Source organism: Marinimicrobium sp., assembly GCF_002695945.1.
In the GTDB taxonomy this organism is placed as follows: Bacteria; Pseudomonadota; Gammaproteobacteria; order Pseudomonadales; family Cellvibrionaceae; genus Marinimicrobium; species Marinimicrobium koreense.
Genome location: NZ_NZQP01000012.1, coordinates 148,422 through 165,156, shown reverse-complemented (window position 1 = coordinate 165,156; position 16,735 = coordinate 148,422). Strand labels below are relative to the sequence as shown.

Below are 16,735 nucleotides of genomic sequence, written 5' to 3'. Positions count from 1 at the left end.
TGCAGTTCTCTTTCAACATCGGATTAAGAAGGTTTGCGCGCAGCGGCGTAATACACCTCGTAGCTGGCGGGGAGGAGTCCGTCCTCCCGGAACGGCTCGTAGGCAGCCTTGAGCGCCTGAATTTTCTGTCGCCCAGTGAGCCCTTCCGGCTGCCCCCGGTTGACATTGTGGGCCCCGAGCGCCTTGAGCTCCCGGGTCAAGTCGGCCAGCGCCTCGTAGCGCAGCACCCGCTCCTCGCGCAGCCACTCGGTGCCCTGGAACCCCGCCTGGCACAGTGCGTCGTCAACCGCCCGCTGGGGAGGAAAGCGGTTGACGTGAACGTAGCCGTCCACCCGCTGCCAGGCGCTTTTCAACTCCCAGAGCGTGCGCGGCCCCAGGGTGGAAAACAGCAGCCGCCCGCCCGGCTTCAACACCCGCTGCAGCTCGCCGAACAGGCTCGGCAGGTGTTCACACCACTGGACCGACAGGCTGGAAAAGACCAGATCCACACTGGCATCGGCCAGGGGTAATTCCTCGGCATCACCACACAGCCACAGAGCCGGAATATCGCGCTCCTGACGGGCAAAGCGGAGCATGCCCTCGGCAATATCCAGTCCGATCAGCTGCGCCTCGGGAAGCCGGTGGGCCAGCCGCTCGCCAAAATAGCCGGTACCGCAGCCCAGATCCACCAGGGTGTCCACCACCCCAAGGTCCTGCCCGCCCAACTGATTCAGTAGCGTCTCTCCCACCGCGCGCTGCAGCCGCGCGACACTGTCGTAACTGGTGGCTGCCCGGCTGAACGAGTGAGCGACCCGGCGCTTATCCAGTTGCCCGGTGGTCAGATTCAGAAAGTGCAGCACGGCCTCGCCCACCCGCTCTGGCTCACTCCAATGCATGGCGTGCCCCGCCCCGGCCACCACGGACACCCGCTGGCGCTGGTTGAGCGCCGGCAGCTGACCGGCAGCGGCCAGGGGAACCAGAGCGTCGTGCTCGGCATACAGGTGCAGACCGGGCTGCCGCAGTTGCTCGAAGGCACGGGCATTATCCAGGTCGGACAACAGCGTCAGCGCCTGGCCCCATTGAGGCCGAACCTGTTCAGGCTCCGGCTGAAGGTTTGCCAGCGCTGCGCGTACGTCCCGCTCGCGCTGATCGCCATGGGCGACCAGGCCCAGAAACCGTTTCAGCCCTTTGGCAGGGGCGCGCTCGAAATCGCGCTTGAATCGCTCGTTGGTGGCCGGCGCCATGGCCTCTGGCCAGCGCGCATCCGCCACAAAGCGCAGATTGCTGGCGAGGGTGACCACGCGGGTTATACGCTCCGGCCGCCGGGCGGCCAGTGCCACTGCAAGCATGCCGCCCAGAGACCACCCCACCAGAGTGGCCTGCGCCGGCAGGCTCTGATCAATGGCATTGAGTACGCTATCGAGCGAGAAATCCGCACCGGCCGGACTGTCGCCAAAGCCCGGCAAGTCCAGGGCAATGACATCGCTGTATTGGCGCAACCAGGGCAGTAGGGGTTCCCAGCTGCGGCTGTCAAAACCCCAGCCGTGAAGTAGCACCAGGGGCTCGGCCGAGGTCGATACCAGCGCGGGAAAGTGATGGGCGGCCAGTGGAGCGTCGAGCTCCCGGGGCGCACTCAGGGGAATCATCGGGTCTGTCACGGCGCCTCCACAGACGCAAGTTCATGGAGACTGTCCGCCAGCGCGGACAGCAGCCCGGCCACCTGTGCCCGGGAGTGGCCGGCACTCAGGGTCACTCTCAGTCGGGCACTGCCTTTAGGTACGGTGGGTGGGCGAATAGCGACCACCCAGTAGCCTTTCTGCTCCAGGGCGGAGGCCAGGGCGAGTGCCCGGCGGTCATCCCCAATCAGCACCGGCTGGACCGCCGTGTGGGAGTCCATCAGGGTAAGCCCGAGGGCGCGTGCGCCGTCCCGGAACTGTACAATGCGCTCATTGAGCTCCGTCCGACGCCAGGCCTCCTCCTGCACCAGCCGCAGGCTCGCCCGGGTCGCCGCCGCGACCGCCGGTGGCAACGCGGTGGTGTAGATGTAGCTACGGGCAAACTGAATCAGCGTTTCGATCAGGGCCTCGCTGCCCGCCACAAANGCTCCGGCGGTNCCCAGGGCCTTGCCNAGNGTCGCCATATAAATCGGNACCTGCGCCTCGGCCACNCCCTGAGCNTCNAGGGTNCCCGCNCCGCGCTCGCCCAGGCAGCCGAANCCGTGGGCATCNTCCACCATCAGCCAGCCGNCGTGCGNATTGGCGACCCGGGCGAGATCGACAAGTGGGGCGCAGTCACCGTCCATGCTGAACACGCCGTCCACGGCCACCAGGCGACGCCTGGCATCAGAGCCCGCGAGGCGGCGCTCCAGGTGTTCCGGGTCATTGTGGGAAAAGCGCTGGAAACGGGCCCCGCTCAGCAGCCCGGCATCGAGCAGTGAGGCGTGGTTCAGNCGGTCTTCAAAAATGCCGTCGCCCTTGCCCACCAGGGCNGTCACCGTGCCCAGGTTGGCCATGTANCCGGTGGAAAACAGCAATGCCCGCTCGCGGCCACAGAACGCCGCCAGNTCCTCTTCCAGGGCATGGTGCTCGCGGGAGTGGCCGCANACCAGNTGAGAGGCTCCACTGCCCACCCCCAGATCATCGGCGCCGGCTCTGAATGCCTTGATGACATCCGGGTGGTTGGCCAGGCCCAGATAGTCGTTGCTGCAGAAACCNACCAGGTGGCGGCCATCGACCACCACCTCGGGGCCCTGCGGGGAGGCCAGCGTNCGACGCTGGCGATAGAGAGACTGGGCCCGACGAGCCGTCAGTGCGGGCCNGAGCGCCGCATCCAGAGAGGCGTGGGGCACGGCTTACTTGGCGGCGTTGTAGAAGAATTGGTCGTTGCGCGCCTCTTCCAGCGCCCCGGCCAGCTCGACCTCATCCTGCTCGGCTTCGTCGATATGCACTTCGCGCTGCTCGGGCTGAATCCCCAGGCGCTTGAACAACTGCATGTCCTTATTGGCTTCCGGGTTAGCGGTCGTGAGCAGTTTNTCGCCGTAGAAAATCGAGTTGGCGCCGGCCAGGAAGGCCATGGCCTGCATCTGGTCGTTCATCTCCTCGCGCCCGGCNGACAGACGGACATGCGACTGAGGCATCAGAATCCGGGCCACCGCAATGGTGCGGATAAACTCNAANGGGTCCAGGTCTTCCTCTTCCGCNAAGGGNGTGCCGGCCACTTTCACCANCATGTTGATGGGTACCGACTCCGGGTGGTCCGGCATGGTGGCCANTTGCTGCAACAGACCNGCGCGGTCGGTCTTNTCTTCNCCCATNCCGACAATACCGCCACAACAGACTTTCATNCCGGCCTTGCGAACGTTGTCCAGGGTTTCCAGACGNTCCTGATAGGTACGGGTGGTGATCACCTCGCCGTAATACTCGGGAGAAGTATCCAGGTTGTGGTTGTAGTAATCCAGGCCCGCCTCGGCNAGGGTTTTTGCCTGCCCTTCGTCGAGCATNCCCAGCGTCATNCAGGTTTCCAGGCCCAGGGACTTGACNCCTTTGACCATGTCCGTGACGTAGTTAAGGTCCCGGTTCTTGGGGCTGCGCCAGGCGGCNCCCATGCAAAAGCGGGTGGCGCCGCTGGCCTTGGCGGCCCGGGCTTCTTCCAGNACTTTCTCTACCGCCATCAGACGCTCGCGCTCCAGACCGGTGTCGTAGCGGGCACTCTGGGGGCAGTATTTGCAATCTTCCGGGCAGGCGCCGGTTTTGATCGAGCACAGNGTGCTGACCTGCACNTGATTGGGATCGAAGTGGGCGCGGTGCACNGTCTGTGCCTGAAACATNAGGTCGCTGAACGGCAGGTCNAACAGGGCGAGAATCTCGTCCCGGGTCCAGTCGTGGCGAATCGGCGGTTGTGCGGTGGCGTTCATGGTTCGATCCCGGTGTGTTTGAGGTCCAAAAGCCCTCTATAGTAGCGGCCCACNGGCCGCTGTCAACCAAAATGCCCNGATCGGGTTTACAGCGCCCTCGCCCACAGGGTCGCACATCCGGCGGCCTGGGCCTTCGGGGCTGGACGTCAGCGGCCCGAGAAGTCATGATCTACCTGCAAGCCACNAACCAAAGGACTACCCCCCCATGTTGAATGGATTGAAGAGGAATGGATTGAAGTGGAATGGACTCAAGGGCCTCATGGCCACCCTGNCCCGNNTGCCCCGATCCTGTCTGCTGTGCTCGCAACCCGGTGCCGACCTGCTGTGCCCGGGGTGCGAATTCGNTCTNCCCTACCTCGCCCGCCACGANCATCAATGCCTGACCTGCGCCCTGCCGCTGTCCGTGGATAGTCGCTACTGCGGGTACTGTCTGCAGGCACCGCCAGACTTTGAACGCTGCCGGGTCCTGGGGACCTACGACTACCCTCTGGACNACCTGGTCCACGCCTTNAAGTACCGCCGCAAACTGGCATCGGGCCNGGCCTTGAGCGGNTTGNTGGCCGGGCTGCTCAGGGCNGAGCGGGAGGAAGAGNGTGAAGAGACCTGGCCGGAGNTGCTGNTCCCGGTCCCCATGCACTGGACCCGTCGGCTAAANCGCGGTTTCAACCAGACGGAACTGTTGGNCCACGACCTGGGCCGGGCNCTGAGCCTNCCGGTGCTCAGCCGGGTGGNGCGAAGACCCCNGCCGACCCGCGCCCAACAGGGGCTGACCCGAACCGCCCGCATCCACAACCTGCGCCATGCNTTTTCCTTGAANCCCCGCNNCGAAAAGCGCCTTGCGGGACGGCGGGTTGCCNTGNTTGACGATGTNGTGACCACTACCAGCACCGTGCGGGCACTGAGCCGGCTTATACGGGAGGCGGGAGCCNGNTCNNTGGAAGTCTGGGCACTGGCCCGGACGCCGGANTCGCCCNANGCCCATCAAAGNACCCGATGTACCCGATAGCCTCGATCTATTTGTATTACCATATTACATCATGGTAGTTTGTTGAGCGTAAGNTCAATAAATACAACCTGGCGGGCGAACATCGCTTGTGGCGCTCCGCCNGATANCGCGAGGCAAAAATACCATGACATCACGCAATACCAAGANCCTNGGGNTCCCCTTTCCGACCGCGGTCAGCGCGCTGGCCCTGAGTCTGTTCCTGACCGCCTGNGGCGGCGGTTCCGGTGGTGGCGAAGCCCCGACGAATTCCGACGGNCCCAGTCAGGAGGCGCCTGAGAACAACGATAGNCCGGATCAGGAAACGCCNGAGGATGACGACCANGACAGCCCTCAGGGATCGGTCAGTCCAACCTTTACCAACATTGCGGTCCACGACCCCTCGGTGACCAAGGTNGGNAGCGACTACTATGTGATTGGTTCGCACCTCTCCATGGCCAANACCGATGACATGATGAATTGGGAGCGGGTCGCCGATNGCGTTACNNCNGCCAACCCCNTGTTTGACGANGTCACCGAAGAGNTGGCCGANGCNCTNGGCTGGGCCGATGCCNACACCCTTTGGGCNGCCGATATCATTCAGCTCAAGAGTGACGGGCGGTATTACATGTACTACAACGCCTGCCGGGGCGATGCNCCNCANTCGGCCATGGGGATCGCTGTCGCCGACAATATCGANGGGCCCTACGAGAACATAGAGATTTTCCTGCGCTCGGGCTCCGAAGCGGATAGTGCGCTTGAGCCAGGCGCGGTGACCGAGGGCTATATCGCCGATCCCTACAATTCCTTCATCCACCCGAACGTTATTGATCCGCACACGTTCTACGANCATGAAGGTAANCTCTGGATGACTTACGGCTCCTACTCCGGCGGGTTGTTNATNNTGCAGATGGATCCGGACACCGGTTTACCGCTGCCGGANCAGGGTTACGGCACCCACCTGATGGGCGGCAACCACACCCGAATTGAAGCCCCTTATGTGCTTTACAGCCCCGAGTCCGAGTACTACTACCTGTTCAGCTCCTTCGGCGGTCTGGACGCCAACGGTGCCTACAATATTCGCGTGGCCCGAGCCGAAAACCCAGGGGGCCCCTACTACGACTACGAGGGCAATGACGTTGCCGACGTGAAGTCTGACGGCAGCACCTTCTTTGATGACGAGGCCATTGAAGACGGTGCGGTGAAGCTGATGGGCAACTTCCAGTTTGCCGATGGCGGCAATGGCTACGTCTCCCCGGGACATAACTCGGCCTATTACGACGAAGGCCTGGGCAAACACCTGATGTTCTTCCACACTCGTTTCCCCGGACGCGGTGAACAGCACGAAGTCCGTGTGCACGAACTGTTCATCAATGCCGATGGCTGGCCGGTGGTGGCACCGCATCGCTATGTGCCCACGTCTGAGACGGACGAGACCATCGAGTCAAGCATNAGCGAAGCCGACGTACCGGGCACCTACGAGCTGNTCAACCACGGCCTGGACATCACCGCCCAGATCAAAAGCTCCGTGACCATCGAGCTGGAAGACGGCGGTCAGATCTCCGGCGAGGCCAGCGGTGACTGGACCCTCGGGGCGGACAACGCCATCACTGTGACCCTGGATGACGAAGGCACCTTCGAGGGCGTGGCCGCGCGCCTGTGGAGCCCGTCGGAACAGGAGTTTGTGGTGACCTTCAGTGCACTGTCGGTGGACGGTGTGGCCATCTGGGGCAGCCGCTCGCTCGACTGATCTCCCATCCGCCCTCCCATAACCGGTACAATGCCGGTTTGGGAGGGCACTATGAGCACATCCGCACATCCTTATGAAGCGCTCTCGCCGGATCTGGTCCTGGATGCGGTGGAAAGTAGCGGCTACCTGAGTGACATGCGCATTCTGGCGCTCAACAGCTATGAGAACCGGGTGTATCAGGTGGGCATGGAAGAAGGTCCACCGTTGATCGCCAAGTTCTACCGCCCGGAGCGTTGGAGCGACGCGCAAATTCAGGAAGAACACGACTTTACCCGGGACCTGCTGGACCTGGAAGTCTCCGTCGTGCCCCCCTTACCCGATGTCGAGGGTCACACCCTGCGCGAATACCAGGGCTTTCGTTTCGCTCTTTACCCCCGCCAGGGCGGCCATGCTCCCAATCTCGATGACTTCGATCAACTGCTGACTCTGGGCCGGGTACTCGGGCGCATTCACGCCCTGGGCGAGGCCCGTCCGTTTGCCCATCGCCCGACCCTGGACGTACAGAGTTTTGCGGTGGACAGTTACGAATTTCTGCTATCCGAGTCATTCATTCCCGAAAGTCTGCGCCCCTCCTATGAAACGCTGGGGGCGGATCTGATCCATCGCCTTGAGCGCATTTTTGCCGACGCCGAATACACCCCCATTCGCCTGCACGGGGACTGCCATCCGGGCAACATTCTGTGGCGGGATGATGCACCACACTTTGTCGACTTTGACGATGCCCGCAACGGGCCAGCGGTACAGGATCTGTGGATGCTGCTGTCGGGGGAAAGGGAGCAACAGACCGCACAACTGTCGGAAATCGTGGAGGGTTATCAGGAGTTCTGTGATTTCAATTTTGCGGAACTGAACCTGATTGAGGCGCTGCGCAGTTTGCGCATCATGAATTACAGCGCCTGGCTGGCGCGTCGTTGGCAGGACCCAGCATTTCCCAAAAGCTTCCCCTGGTTCAATACCGAACGCTATTGGGGCGAACACATTCTGGAGTTGCGGGAACAGTTGGCGGCTCTGGACGAGCCGCCACTGGCACTTTTCTAGAACTTTTCCAGAAAAGCAGGGGCTCGCTTAACGCTCCTTGCTTTCCAGATAGCGGAAGAAGTCTGAGTCCGCCCGAATCATCAGTGTGGTGTTATCGCCCAGCGCCGAGTAGGTTTCCAGAGTGCGCAGGAACGCGTAAAACTCCGGGTCCGCCCCAAAGGCTTCACCGTAAATTTTGATCGCTTCGGCATCGGCGTTACCGCGAATTTCCTCCGCGGTACGCGCCGCCTCGGAGTTGATCCGGCGCAGCTCACGCTCCATTTCACCGGTAATTTCCAGGCTGCGCCCCTGCCCCTCGGCACGAAAACGCTCGGCGATGGCCTGGCGCTCGGAAATCATGCGATTCTCCACTTGGCGGCGCACCGAATCGATGTAGTTCAGGCGCTTGATGCGCACATCGATCAGCTCGATCCCCAGGCTCGGGGTCATCTTGGCGGCGCTTTTGAGAATTTCCGCCTCGAGTTTTTCCCGCCCCAGTTTCGGCCGCTTGGTCAGGGCCACATCGTCCCGATCCTGTTCGACTTCGTCGAGGTCATCCACATCGACATTCCAGTCACCGGAGCGGACAATCTCTTCGAGCTCGGTACCCGAGACAATATCCCGCACCACCGAATCGACAATATCATCCAGGCGGTTTCGACCGCCACGCTCGTCGCGCACGCTACGCAGGAACTGTAACGGATCAGTGATGCGCCAGCGGGCCGTGGTATCGACCTGAATGAATTCCCGTCCAAGGGTCGGAATCTGGGTGACGTCGCCGTCCCAGATCAACAGCCGCCGATCGAACCGGCGCACCTCCTGGATGAAGGGCAGCTTCCAGTGCAGGCCGGGCTCGCTGACCACATCGCCCTGGGGCTCACCAAACTGAACGATGATGGCCTGCTCGGCCTCATCCACCACGTAGGCCGACGAAAATACGGTAACGGCAACCGCCGCCAGAATGATTGCAAAAATTCCACCTTTCATTATTTGGCCTCCTGGCGCGCATCGCGAATGTTCATCAGGGGCAAGGGGCCGACCTGATCGTCCTGAACCATCAATACCTGGCCGACCTTGGGCAACAAGCCGCCCATGGCTTCCAGATACAGACGCGAGCGGGTGACTTCGGGCACGTTCTGGTATTCCTCCAGCATGGCGCGGTAGCGGGCGGTTTCCCCGTAGGCTCGGTTGACCCGCTCGGTGGCATAGCCTTCGGCCTCAGCGATCAGACGCTGCGCTTCACCTTCGGCGCGGGGAATCTGCTGGTTGGCGCGCTTGGTGGCTTCGTTGATCATCCGCTCGCGCTCCTGTCGGGCTTCGTTCACNTCGTTNAATGCGGGGCGCACTGCCTGGGGCGGCACAACGTCTTGAAGCTCGACGGTAATGATGTGTAAGCCGGAGTTATAGCGATCCATGACCTGCTGAATTTCNTCACGCGCCAGTTGGGCGATTTCCACCCGCCCAACGGTCAGCACTTCCGAGCCGAGGCGGTTACCCACCACCCGACGCATGACNGATTCGGAAATGTCCCGCAGCGTGGTGTCGGGCTCGCGCTGCTGGTAAAGATACTTGATNGGATCCTGAATGCGATACTGCACCACCCACTCGACGTTGATCACATTGAGATCACCGGTCAGCATCGCCGACTCGCCGGTAAAATCCTGNCTGGAATAACGACTGGCCTCATTGCCCCGCTGGCCGACAGTACGAAAGCCGAACTCCTGCTTGAGCACCCGGGCCGAGGCGACACGTTGTACTCTGTCGATTCCAAAGGGAAGTTTGAANTGCAGGCCCGGATCGGTGATCGCCACCACTGCACCAAAGCGCTTGACCACTGCCTGCTGCTCAGGCTGAACAGTGTAAAAACTGGTAAAGCCGCCCCAGAGGATGAGGAGGGCGAGGGGAATCAGCAGGCCCAATCCGATTCCCGGAAGGCGAGGGAGATGCCGGGTGAGTTCGGCAAAATCATCCTTCAGATTCCTGTGTGAATTATTCATTGTCTGCTCCTTTCATGACCCGNCGCNGTNAGCGCGCCGAGGCGGAACCTTAACAGAAGCNGNNGCCNGTGTCCCGCTNTGGGCGGAGTCANNCACTCATCCNGGGCGATAGTTGGTCANCACCTCNTCGACCCCGGACTCCAGTGCCCAATCGACCTCCCGCTNACTCTCCGGNAGAAANGCCAGCACCCGCCCNTGNCGGCGNCGATAGCGCTCCACCANGGCCGGGCGNAANAGGCGNACACCNGCCAGCCTGGGNGGNAGCGANTAAGTGGNGCCGGNCTGAATACCCGCCAGAGGCGGNANCCCCGCCNCNCAGGCCAGTCCGGCGCGTCGACACTCGGGCATGGGCNCCATGCACTCGATCTCGGGCTGCTCATCCAGCAGCAGTCGNTNCTGACGGGGGTCCCAGAACAGAAACCGGGCGCGNCCGCTCAACAGCGCNTGNCCNTCGCCCNGCCACTGCGCCAACAANAGGGCCAGGGTCCGCTCNCCGTATTCGGGTTTAATNTCGAGAATCCAGTGGTGCTGTCCGAANTCCTCCAGCCACTGNTCAAAAAACAACAGTGGCTCCCCTCCCTTCAGGCGAACCTGCTCAAGCTCNNGGCGGGTCGCTTCGGTGACTTTCAGTGGANGCCCGGCAACCCGGCTCAGGTCNTCATCGTGGGCAAGCACCAGGTGCCCGTCCGCGGTGCTGCGCAGGTCNGTTTCCAGATGCGAAAACCCGGCATCCAACGCNGCCCGAAAGGCATTGGCCGTGTTTTCCGTGGCCCGGTCNCACAGGCCACGGTGACTGATCCAGAGGGGGGCGGACATCAATNATTTCCTCCTGTTGTTCCGGGCAGGCCAGTGGCNCCCAAGCGTGTCATTTTATTCTNCGGCCAATGCGGTAGCATAGGCACAGGACAGTATACCCCCCGGACGCCCAACGGACCGCCTATGCTCTATTGGATAATTGCGCTTTTCCATCTGGTCGTGATGCCCNTCGCCGCCGTGCACGCCCTGATTTACAANCGGGATCACCGCGCGGCNCTGGGCTGGATCGGGGTCANTCTGCTTTTCCCCGTCGCCGGGCCGCTNCTCTACTTCCTCTTCGGGATCAACCGGTTGCGCACCAAAGCCCAGGTATTCACCGGCCACCACCTGCCGGTCATGTTCTTTGGTTACGACCGCACCAGCCCGCCCCTGCTGCTCAACCCCGATCCGCTGATCGACACTTTACCCAACCCGGATCTGGCCCGGGTGGGGAGCCGGGCAACCGGACAGCCNCTGCTGCCGGGCAACCAGGCCAACATTCTGATCAANGGTGAAGCCTTCTTCCCCGAGCTACTNCGGTCAATTGANGANGCCCGTCACTGGATTCTGCTGTCCACCTANCTNTTCGGNCACCGGGGTGAGGCCNGNGNGGTGATTGANNCCCTGATCCGGGCCAAGGNCCGGGGNGTTGCCGTCTATGTGCTCGCGGACGGGATCGGCACCAGCTATTCGTGGCGNANNGCCATNCGCGCNCTGCGCCGGGCCGNTGTGAGCGTGGCCCTGTTCACGCCGCCCTCGCTGCTGCCACCGTCGCTGGATATCAACCTNCGCAATCACCGCAAAATTGCGGTTGTGGATCAGCAGGTCGGCTTTTTCGGTGGNATCAACATCGATGATCGGCATATGGTGGCCAACCCCCACAACCGCCACCCCACCGAGGATGTCCACTTCCGGGTGAACGGGCCTCTGGTGGCCGAGTTGACCCACCTGTTCTGCCACGACTGGGATCTGGTGACCGGCCGAAAGCCCGCGCTCACCGANCTGCCCTGTCCCACGGCGGGCCGCAGCGTCTGCCGCCTGATTGANGACGGCCCCCACGACAACCTCAATCACCTGTCGATGACCCTGATCGGGGTATTTACGGCGGCCCGGGAGCGCATCCGGNTCATGGTGCCCTACTTTCTTCCCAACCACGAAATGGTGGCCGCATTGCAGGCCGCCGTGTTGCGGGGGGTCAAAGTGGAGGTCATTCTGCCCGAGCGCAGCAANCTGCGCTTTGTCGACTGGGCGACCCGGAACATGCTCTGGGAGCTGTTGCTCTGGGATATGGACGTCTTTTACAAAGCGGCGCCGTTCGCCCACAGCAAACTGATTCTGGTCGACGATGCTTACGCCATGACCGGTTCCGCCAACCTCGACGCCCGCAGCCTNCGCCTGAATTTNGAGCTGGGCGTNGAGTGGTTTNATGCGGACCTNACCCGACAACTGCACGCCCACCTCGANGAGGCCACCGCGCGAAGCCGGCGGATCACCCTGGCCGAGCTGGATCAACGCCCCCTCTGGCAGCGANTGCGCGATGCGTTTTTCTGGCTGTTTTCGAGCTATCTTTGACGTATGATTGAGNCACTNTNACGAGGTCCCTTNTGACAATGACTGCACATAACTGGCTGAACCTGTTGGCCGTCACCTGGTTTTTTGCCGTGTGGATTGGCTACGCCAGTTTCGCCCGACACCGNGCCCGGGTGTCCTACAGCCTGTCNTCCGTACTGCAGATCTACCGCAAACGCTGGATGCATTCGATGCTGCGGCGNGANAACCGCATTGGCGATACCGCGCTGATCGCNGGANTGGAACGACAGACCACGTTTCTGGCNTCNACCTCGATCTTTGTGATCGCNGGTCTGATTACGGTTCTGGCGTCCATCGAACAGGTTCACGANACNCTNACCGCNCTGCCGTTTTTTAACCGGGANATGACNTCCCGACAACTGCAGTTCAAGNTNCTGTTNTTGCTGGCCATCTATGTGTACGCGTTTTTCACCCTGACCTGGGCCGTGCGCCAATACGGCTTCAGCTCCATTCTGCTGGGGGCCGCGCCACTGGCGAACGACACNGNCATCACCGAGGAGGAGCGNGCCCGCTATGCCACCACCAGTGCGAAAGTCATTGATCAGGCGGGGCACAGCTACAACTACGGCCTGCGCGCCTATTATTTTTCGCTCTCNGTGCTGCCCTGGCTGTTCAATACCTGGCTGTTCATTCTGGCNGCNACGCTGACCGTGGCGGTTCTNTATCGGCGAGAGTTTCACTCCCGGCCGCTGCAGACNCTGGCCAANGAGGTGCGGGCATCCGCCGATAGCGCCGACCAATAACCCACCTCAATGCCGCCGGGCATCGGTACCGTGGCTGCCCACCGGCTCAATGTGAACCGTCGCCACCACCCCCAACTCCGCCAGTCGGTGCTCCGCCGCATCGGCCAGGTCGTGGGCCCGACGCACGGTCCAGTCGCCGGGCACCTGCAGGTCCACCTCGGCAAACTGCTGGGCGCCGGAGGCCCGGGTGCGCAGCCGATGAAAGCCACAACTCTCCGGGGTCATGGCCTGCAGTGCTTGCTCTAGCTTTGTCAGGGTTCTGGGGCTCAGGGCCCGATCCATCAACCCGTTGGCGGACTTGGCCAGCAGCTGCCAGCCCTCATGAAGAATATGCAGCGCCACAGCTATCGCCACGACGGGGTCGAGCCACAGCAAGCCAGTCCACTTGGCCAGCCCGACGCCCAGCACCACCCCGACAGTCGTCCAGACGTCGGTCATCAAATGCCGTCCGTCACCTTCAAGCGCTGGCGAGCGCAATGCACGACCGTAGCGCAGCAGCAAGCGGGCCACAACAAGGTTGATCAGCGCGGCTCCCACCGACAGTCCCGTACCCAGATTAAGAGCCTGTAGAGTCTCTGGGTTCAGAAGTCGCTCGCCCGCCGCCACCAGAATGGCCAGCGCGGCCAGGAAAATCATGCCCCCTTCGAAGGCCGCTGCGAAATACTCGGCCTTGCCATGCCCAAAAGGGTGACCGTCATCCGGCGGGCGACGCGCGTATTGAAACATCGTCAGTGCAAACCCGGCCCCCAGAAGGTTGACCACAGACTCCAGCGCGTCTGACAGGTAACCCACCGAGCCGGTCAGTTGCCACGCCAGGGCCTTCAGCCCCATGGTTGCCAGCGCCGCCGCCAGCGAGAGCCACAGAATGTGATGAGCCTGCCATTTGACCATTGCGTTGTTCCTGCCTGAATTTATGCCAGTGTAGCGTACCGGGGGTGGAAATCTCGGCGCCCAAGCCCAATAATGGCTCAACCATACTCTGCAATGCACCCGACACTCTACAGGATGGCCCATGACCGCCCAACTCGCTCCCGTCAGCAGTGACCCCGTATGGGAAGACATTCGCCGTCAGACCCGCGCCCAGGCGGAGTCCGAACCGGTACTGGCGAGCTTTCTGCACACCACCATCCTCAACCACGACACCCTGGAAGCGGCCCTGAGCTTCCACCTGGCCAACAAGCTGGACAGCCCGGCCATGCCGGCCATGCTGATGCGCGAGGTCATTGAGCGGGCACTGGCGGACGACCCGGGTATTGGCGAGGCGGTGCGGGCCGACCTGCTGGCCATCAACGAGCGGGACTCCGCCTGCGACTCCTCGAGCACACCGTTCCTGTACTTCAAAGGGTTTCATGCGCTCCAGGCTTACCGGGTCGCGCACTGGCTCTGGCAGCACGGCCGGGAAGCCCTGGCGCTGTTTCTGCAGAACCGTATTTCCGTGGTGTTCGCGGTGGACATTCACCCGGCGGCCCGTATCGGTCGGGGCATCATGTTTGACCACGCCACGGGCATCGTCATCGGCGAAACGGCGGTGGTGGAGGACAATGTCTCCATCATGCAGTCGGTCACCCTCGGCGGCACCGGGAAAGAGAGCGGCGACCGCCATCCCAAGGTCCGAAAAGGCGTGTTGATCGGCGCCGGGGCCAAGATTCTTGGCAATATCGAGATCGGCGAGTGCGCCACGGTCGGTGCGGGCAGCGTGGTGCTCAAGTCCGTCCCCTGCCGCAAAATCGCCGCCGGCGTACCCGCCCAAATCATCGGTGACAGCCGCTGCCAGCAGCCGTCACGCACCATGGACCACCGACTGGATGACTGACATGCTCAAACGCTTAGCCTGTGCCTTGGCCCTGCTGCTCATTATGACCGGTTGCGGAGAGGCGCCGGAGACCGAAACGAGCGCCAGCTCCGACAGCACGTCGGCCGCGCCCGATTCTGCCGAGGCCACTGCACTGACGGTTTACAAAAGCCCGACCTGCGGCTGCTGTGAGGACTGGATTACGCACATGGAGGGCGAGGGCTTCGAGGCGGCCATTGAGCACCCGAGCCGGATGGCGACCATCAAGGCGCAGTTGGGGATCGCTCCCGAGTACGCCTCCTGCCATACCGGTGTCTCTGAGGAGGGCTATATTTTCGAGGGTCACGTTCCGGCCAAGCTGGTCCGCCAGTTTCTGAACAGCCCACCGGAAAACGCTCTGGGCCTGGCCGTACCGCGCATGCCGGTAGGCAGTCCGGGCATGGAGATGGGCGAGCGTTTTGACCCGTACGATGTGTTGTTGCTGAAGACCGACGGCAGCAGCGAGATTTATGCCCGGATTGAAACGCCCGAGCAGCAGTATTGAACATCCGCACTATTTTGGCGCAGCCGTCACCAAAAGTGGTGCGCGTTGGTTCATCGAGTCCGGCCCGTGAAGGAGAGCCCCCTTTCAAGACACGCCGTAAACCCATCCCTGGGGGCTCGGATCGCGGGTCCCCCGCTCTACGGTCTTGAAAGGGGGCTCTCCTCCACGGGCCTACGTGCCACACGAAACCCACTGTGCCGTCACCGCAGGCGCGACTGTGGCACGGAACTCCGGTGCGGGGGAAACCACTCCAGGACACGCAGCAACCTTGAACCGAGGGTAACGGCGGATGCGGCCTTTGGCCTTATCCGCCCTACGCAACTGCGTGCTACACAAAAACCCATGTGCCACTGCTACAGACGCGACGGTGGCATGGAGGTCCGGTGTGGGGGAAACCATTCCAAGACCGTAGAGCGGGGGACCCGCGATCCGAGCCCCCAGGGATGGGTTCACGGCGTGTCTTGGAATGGTTTACCCCACACCGGACCGGACTTTCCGAAAAGCACCCAAACCAAAGCCATAAAAACCCCACCATGGCCAGCTTTTTGCAGCATTCCCGATCGCCCCACACGTCACTATGACCGGAGACCGGAATGCAATACACCAAACCCATGATTGAACTGGTGTTTGAGATTCGCCGGCGCGTGCCCGCCGATCTGAAACCTTCCGTCAAACTCGCCAATCCGGAGCTGTTGGACGAGCTGGTCACCCATCATCGGCACAGTAAGGACGTCATCTGCCAAACACTCATCAAAGAACTGCTACAACTGGCCGGAGATCCCTGGAACCACGCCCTGAGCGATGCTCAACAGGACGCCGAAGAGGCCGAAGCCGCCGCGCGACCGCGCCAGGTCACCAAGGTGTATCGAGGACAGGTAACGCTGGAGGAGGCGCCACCAAAGGACAATGCCAGCACCCCCAGGGAGCGCACCAAGCGAATGTACCGGGGGCAGGAAGTTATCGACTGACTTGCGTGCTCTGAACGTCCCGCTCTCAGGAGTCCAGGCCAGCCCAGTCCCGGCGACGGGAAAACTGGGGCCGCAGAAACTCCATCTGGTCACCGCGAATCCGGTCGCTGTTGATCAGCGCCAGGTACTCGGCGGTGTTGGGACAGAATGGCAGGGCGAGCAGCTCCATACCGATTTCGGACAGCAGGTGGTTGCCTTTGTGCTGGTTGCAGCGCTTGCAGGCGGTGACCACGTTATTCCAGCGGTCCCGGCCACCGCGGCTGATTGGGTGGACATGATCCCGGGAGAGGTGTTCTGCGGTAAACCAGCGGCCACAGTAGAGGCACTGGTGATGGTCTCGAGCAAAGAGGGCAGCATTGGTGAGCGGTGGGACGAGGCGCATGCGGGCGAGGCGGTTGCCGCCACAGGCGATAATGGCCGGCAGGTCAATCTGGGTGCGCAACCCGGTCAGGCGGGAATGGCCACCATAGACACGCCGGACGTGCCCGCCCAGGGTCCACTGCACCAGATCACGCGCATACAGGCAGACCGCGTCTTTCCAGTGCAGCCACTCGATAGGCTGGCCGGCGATATTCAGTCGCAAAATACGCGCTTCCATCGACACCTCCAGGGGTCGCTCGGTGCGCTCTGGGCGGCCGACTGACTGCGGCCAAAAAGCCGCCAGC

Annotated in this window: 14 protein-coding genes and 1 pseudogene; 7 read left to right on the top strand and 8 right to left on the bottom strand. The window is 62.4% G+C overall.

Features of this window, described 5'->3' with window-relative positions; genetic code table 11:
* Positions 1–23 precede the first annotated feature (23 nt).
* The 3 genes from bioC to bioB all read right to left on the bottom strand — a co-directional run bounded on the left by bioC (position 24) and on the right by bioB (position 3,892).
* The gene (gene bioC / locus CMG77_RS01635; RefSeq protein WP_286876422.1) at positions 24–1,637 is read right to left on the bottom strand and encodes a malonyl-ACP O-methyltransferase BioC; all 1,614 of its coding nucleotides are present in this window, start codon (positions 1,635–1,637) and stop codon (positions 24–26) included.
* Positions 1,634–2,827, bottom strand: a complete 1,194-nt coding sequence (bioF, locus tag CMG77_RS01630) for an 8-amino-7-oxononanoate synthase (RefSeq protein WP_286903502.1) — start codon at positions 2,825–2,827, stop codon at positions 1,634–1,636. Before bioF ends, bioC begins: the two co-directional genes overlap by 4 nt.
* 3 nt (positions 2,828–2,830) lie before the next feature.
* The gene (gene bioB / locus CMG77_RS01625) at positions 2,831–3,892 is read right to left on the bottom strand and encodes a biotin synthase BioB (protein WP_286903501.1); all 1,062 of its coding nucleotides are present in this window, start codon (positions 3,890–3,892) and stop codon (positions 2,831–2,833) included.
* Between the two features lie 1,130 nt (positions 3,893–5,022).
* Here bioB and CMG77_RS01620 point away from each other — a divergent pair.
* Both CMG77_RS01620 and CMG77_RS01615 read left to right on the top strand, forming a co-directional pair.
* The gene (locus CMG77_RS01620; RefSeq protein ID WP_286903500.1) at positions 5,023–6,624 is read left to right on the top strand and encodes a glycoside hydrolase family 43 protein; all 1,602 of its coding nucleotides are present in this window, start codon (positions 5,023–5,025) and stop codon (positions 6,622–6,624) included.
* A 51-nt stretch (positions 6,625–6,675) separates the two neighbouring features.
* Positions 6,676–7,662, top strand: a complete 987-nt coding sequence (locus CMG77_RS01615; protein WP_123638152.1) for a serine/threonine protein kinase — start codon at positions 6,676–6,678, stop codon at positions 7,660–7,662.
* A 27-nt stretch (positions 7,663–7,689) separates the two neighbouring features.
* On the opposite strand, the gene hflC is transcribed toward CMG77_RS01615, so the two are convergent.
* The 3 genes and pseudogenes from hflC to CMG77_RS15690 all read right to left on the bottom strand — a co-directional run bounded on the left by hflC (position 7,690) and on the right by CMG77_RS15690 (position 10,454).
* Positions 7,690–8,628 (bottom strand): protease modulator HflC, encoded by a 939-nt coding sequence (gene hflC / locus CMG77_RS01610; RefSeq protein WP_123638153.1) that lies wholly within the window; start codon positions 8,626–8,628, stop codon positions 7,690–7,692.
* A complete protein-coding gene (gene hflK, locus CMG77_RS01605) occupies positions 8,628–9,638 on the bottom strand; it encodes an FtsH protease activity modulator HflK (RefSeq protein WP_286903499.1) in 1,011 nt (336 codons plus the stop codon). The genes hflC and hflK overlap by 1 nt, the downstream gene beginning before the upstream one ends.
* Before the next feature lie 96 nt (positions 9,639–9,734).
* Positions 9,735–10,454, bottom strand: a pseudogene (locus CMG77_RS15690) (glycerophosphodiester phosphodiesterase).
* Here CMG77_RS15690 and CMG77_RS01600 point away from each other — a divergent pair.
* Both CMG77_RS01600 and CMG77_RS01595 read left to right on the top strand, forming a co-directional pair.
* Positions 10,353–12,005 carry a phospholipase D-like domain-containing protein gene (locus tag CMG77_RS01600; RefSeq protein WP_502691717.1) on the top strand — a complete coding sequence of 551 codons (1,653 nt, stop codon included), beginning with the start codon at positions 10,353–10,355 and terminating at the stop codon, positions 12,003–12,005. The pseudogene CMG77_RS15690 and the gene CMG77_RS01600 sit on opposite strands and share 102 nt — an antisense overlap.
* Before the next feature lie 38 nt (positions 12,006–12,043).
* Positions 12,044–12,766 carry a DUF599 domain-containing protein gene (locus CMG77_RS01595; RefSeq protein ID WP_286903497.1) on the top strand — a complete coding sequence of 241 codons (723 nt, stop codon included), beginning with the start codon at positions 12,044–12,046 and terminating at the stop codon, positions 12,764–12,766.
* Positions 12,767–12,772: 6 nt separating this feature from the next.
* Here CMG77_RS01595 and CMG77_RS01590 read toward each other — a convergent pair whose 3' ends face one another.
* On the bottom strand, positions 12,773–13,657 hold the full coding sequence (locus CMG77_RS01590; protein WP_286804808.1) for a cation diffusion facilitator family transporter: 885 nt from the start codon (positions 13,655–13,657) through the stop codon (positions 12,773–12,775).
* A 121-nt stretch (positions 13,658–13,778) separates the two neighbouring features.
* Here CMG77_RS01590 and cysE point away from each other — a divergent pair, with 121 nt between their 5' ends.
* The 3 genes from cysE to CMG77_RS01575 all read left to right on the top strand — a co-directional run bounded on the left by cysE (position 13,779) and on the right by CMG77_RS01575 (position 16,070).
* A complete protein-coding gene (gene cysE / locus CMG77_RS01585; RefSeq protein ID WP_286804806.1) occupies positions 13,779–14,579 on the top strand; it encodes a serine O-acetyltransferase in 801 nt (266 codons plus the stop codon).
* A 1-nt stretch (position 14,580) separates the two neighbouring features.
* Entirely contained in the window at positions 14,581–15,102 is a 522-nt protein-coding gene (locus tag CMG77_RS01580; RefSeq protein WP_286804804.1) for a DUF411 domain-containing protein, read from the top strand.
* A gap of 593 nt (positions 15,103–15,695) precedes the next feature.
* Positions 15,696–16,070, top strand: coding sequence for a hypothetical protein (locus CMG77_RS01575; RefSeq protein ID WP_286804802.1), 375 nt, complete (start codon positions 15,696–15,698; stop codon positions 16,068–16,070).
* A 25-nt stretch (positions 16,071–16,095) separates the two neighbouring features.
* Here the strand turns inward: CMG77_RS01575 and CMG77_RS01570 are convergent, their stop codons facing one another.
* On the bottom strand, positions 16,096–16,668 hold the full coding sequence (locus tag CMG77_RS01570) for an HNH endonuclease (RefSeq protein WP_123638163.1): 573 nt from the start codon (positions 16,666–16,668) through the stop codon (positions 16,096–16,098).
* Positions 16,669–16,735: the final 67 nt, after the last annotated feature.

What these genes read in the sequence shown, in the direction of transcription:
- CMG77_RS01590 (WP_286804808.1), bottom strand. Translation starts at nt 13,657, where the DNA reads ATGGTCAAATGGCAGGCTCATCACATTCTGTGGCTCTCGCTGGCGGCG.
- hflC (WP_123638153.1), bottom strand. Translation starts at nt 8,628, where the DNA reads ATGAAAGGTGGAATTTTTGCAATCATTCTGGCGGCGGTTGCCGTTACC.
- CMG77_RS01570 (WP_123638163.1), bottom strand. Translation starts at nt 16,668, where the DNA reads ATGGAAGCGCGTATTTTGCGACTGAATATCGCCGGCCAGCCTATCGAG.
- CMG77_RS01575 (WP_286804802.1), top strand. Translation starts at nt 15,696, where the DNA reads ATGCAATACACCAAACCCATGATTGAACTGGTGTTTGAGATTCGCCGG.
- CMG77_RS01615 (WP_123638152.1), top strand. Translation starts at nt 6,676, where the DNA reads ATGAGCACATCCGCACATCCTTATGAAGCGCTCTCGCCGGATCTGGTC.
- cysE (WP_286804806.1), top strand. Translation starts at nt 13,779, where the DNA reads ATGACCGCCCAACTCGCTCCCGTCAGCAGTGACCCCGTATGGGAAGAC.
- CMG77_RS01580 (WP_286804804.1), top strand. Translation starts at nt 14,581, where the DNA reads ATGCTCAAACGCTTAGCCTGTGCCTTGGCCCTGCTGCTCATTATGACC.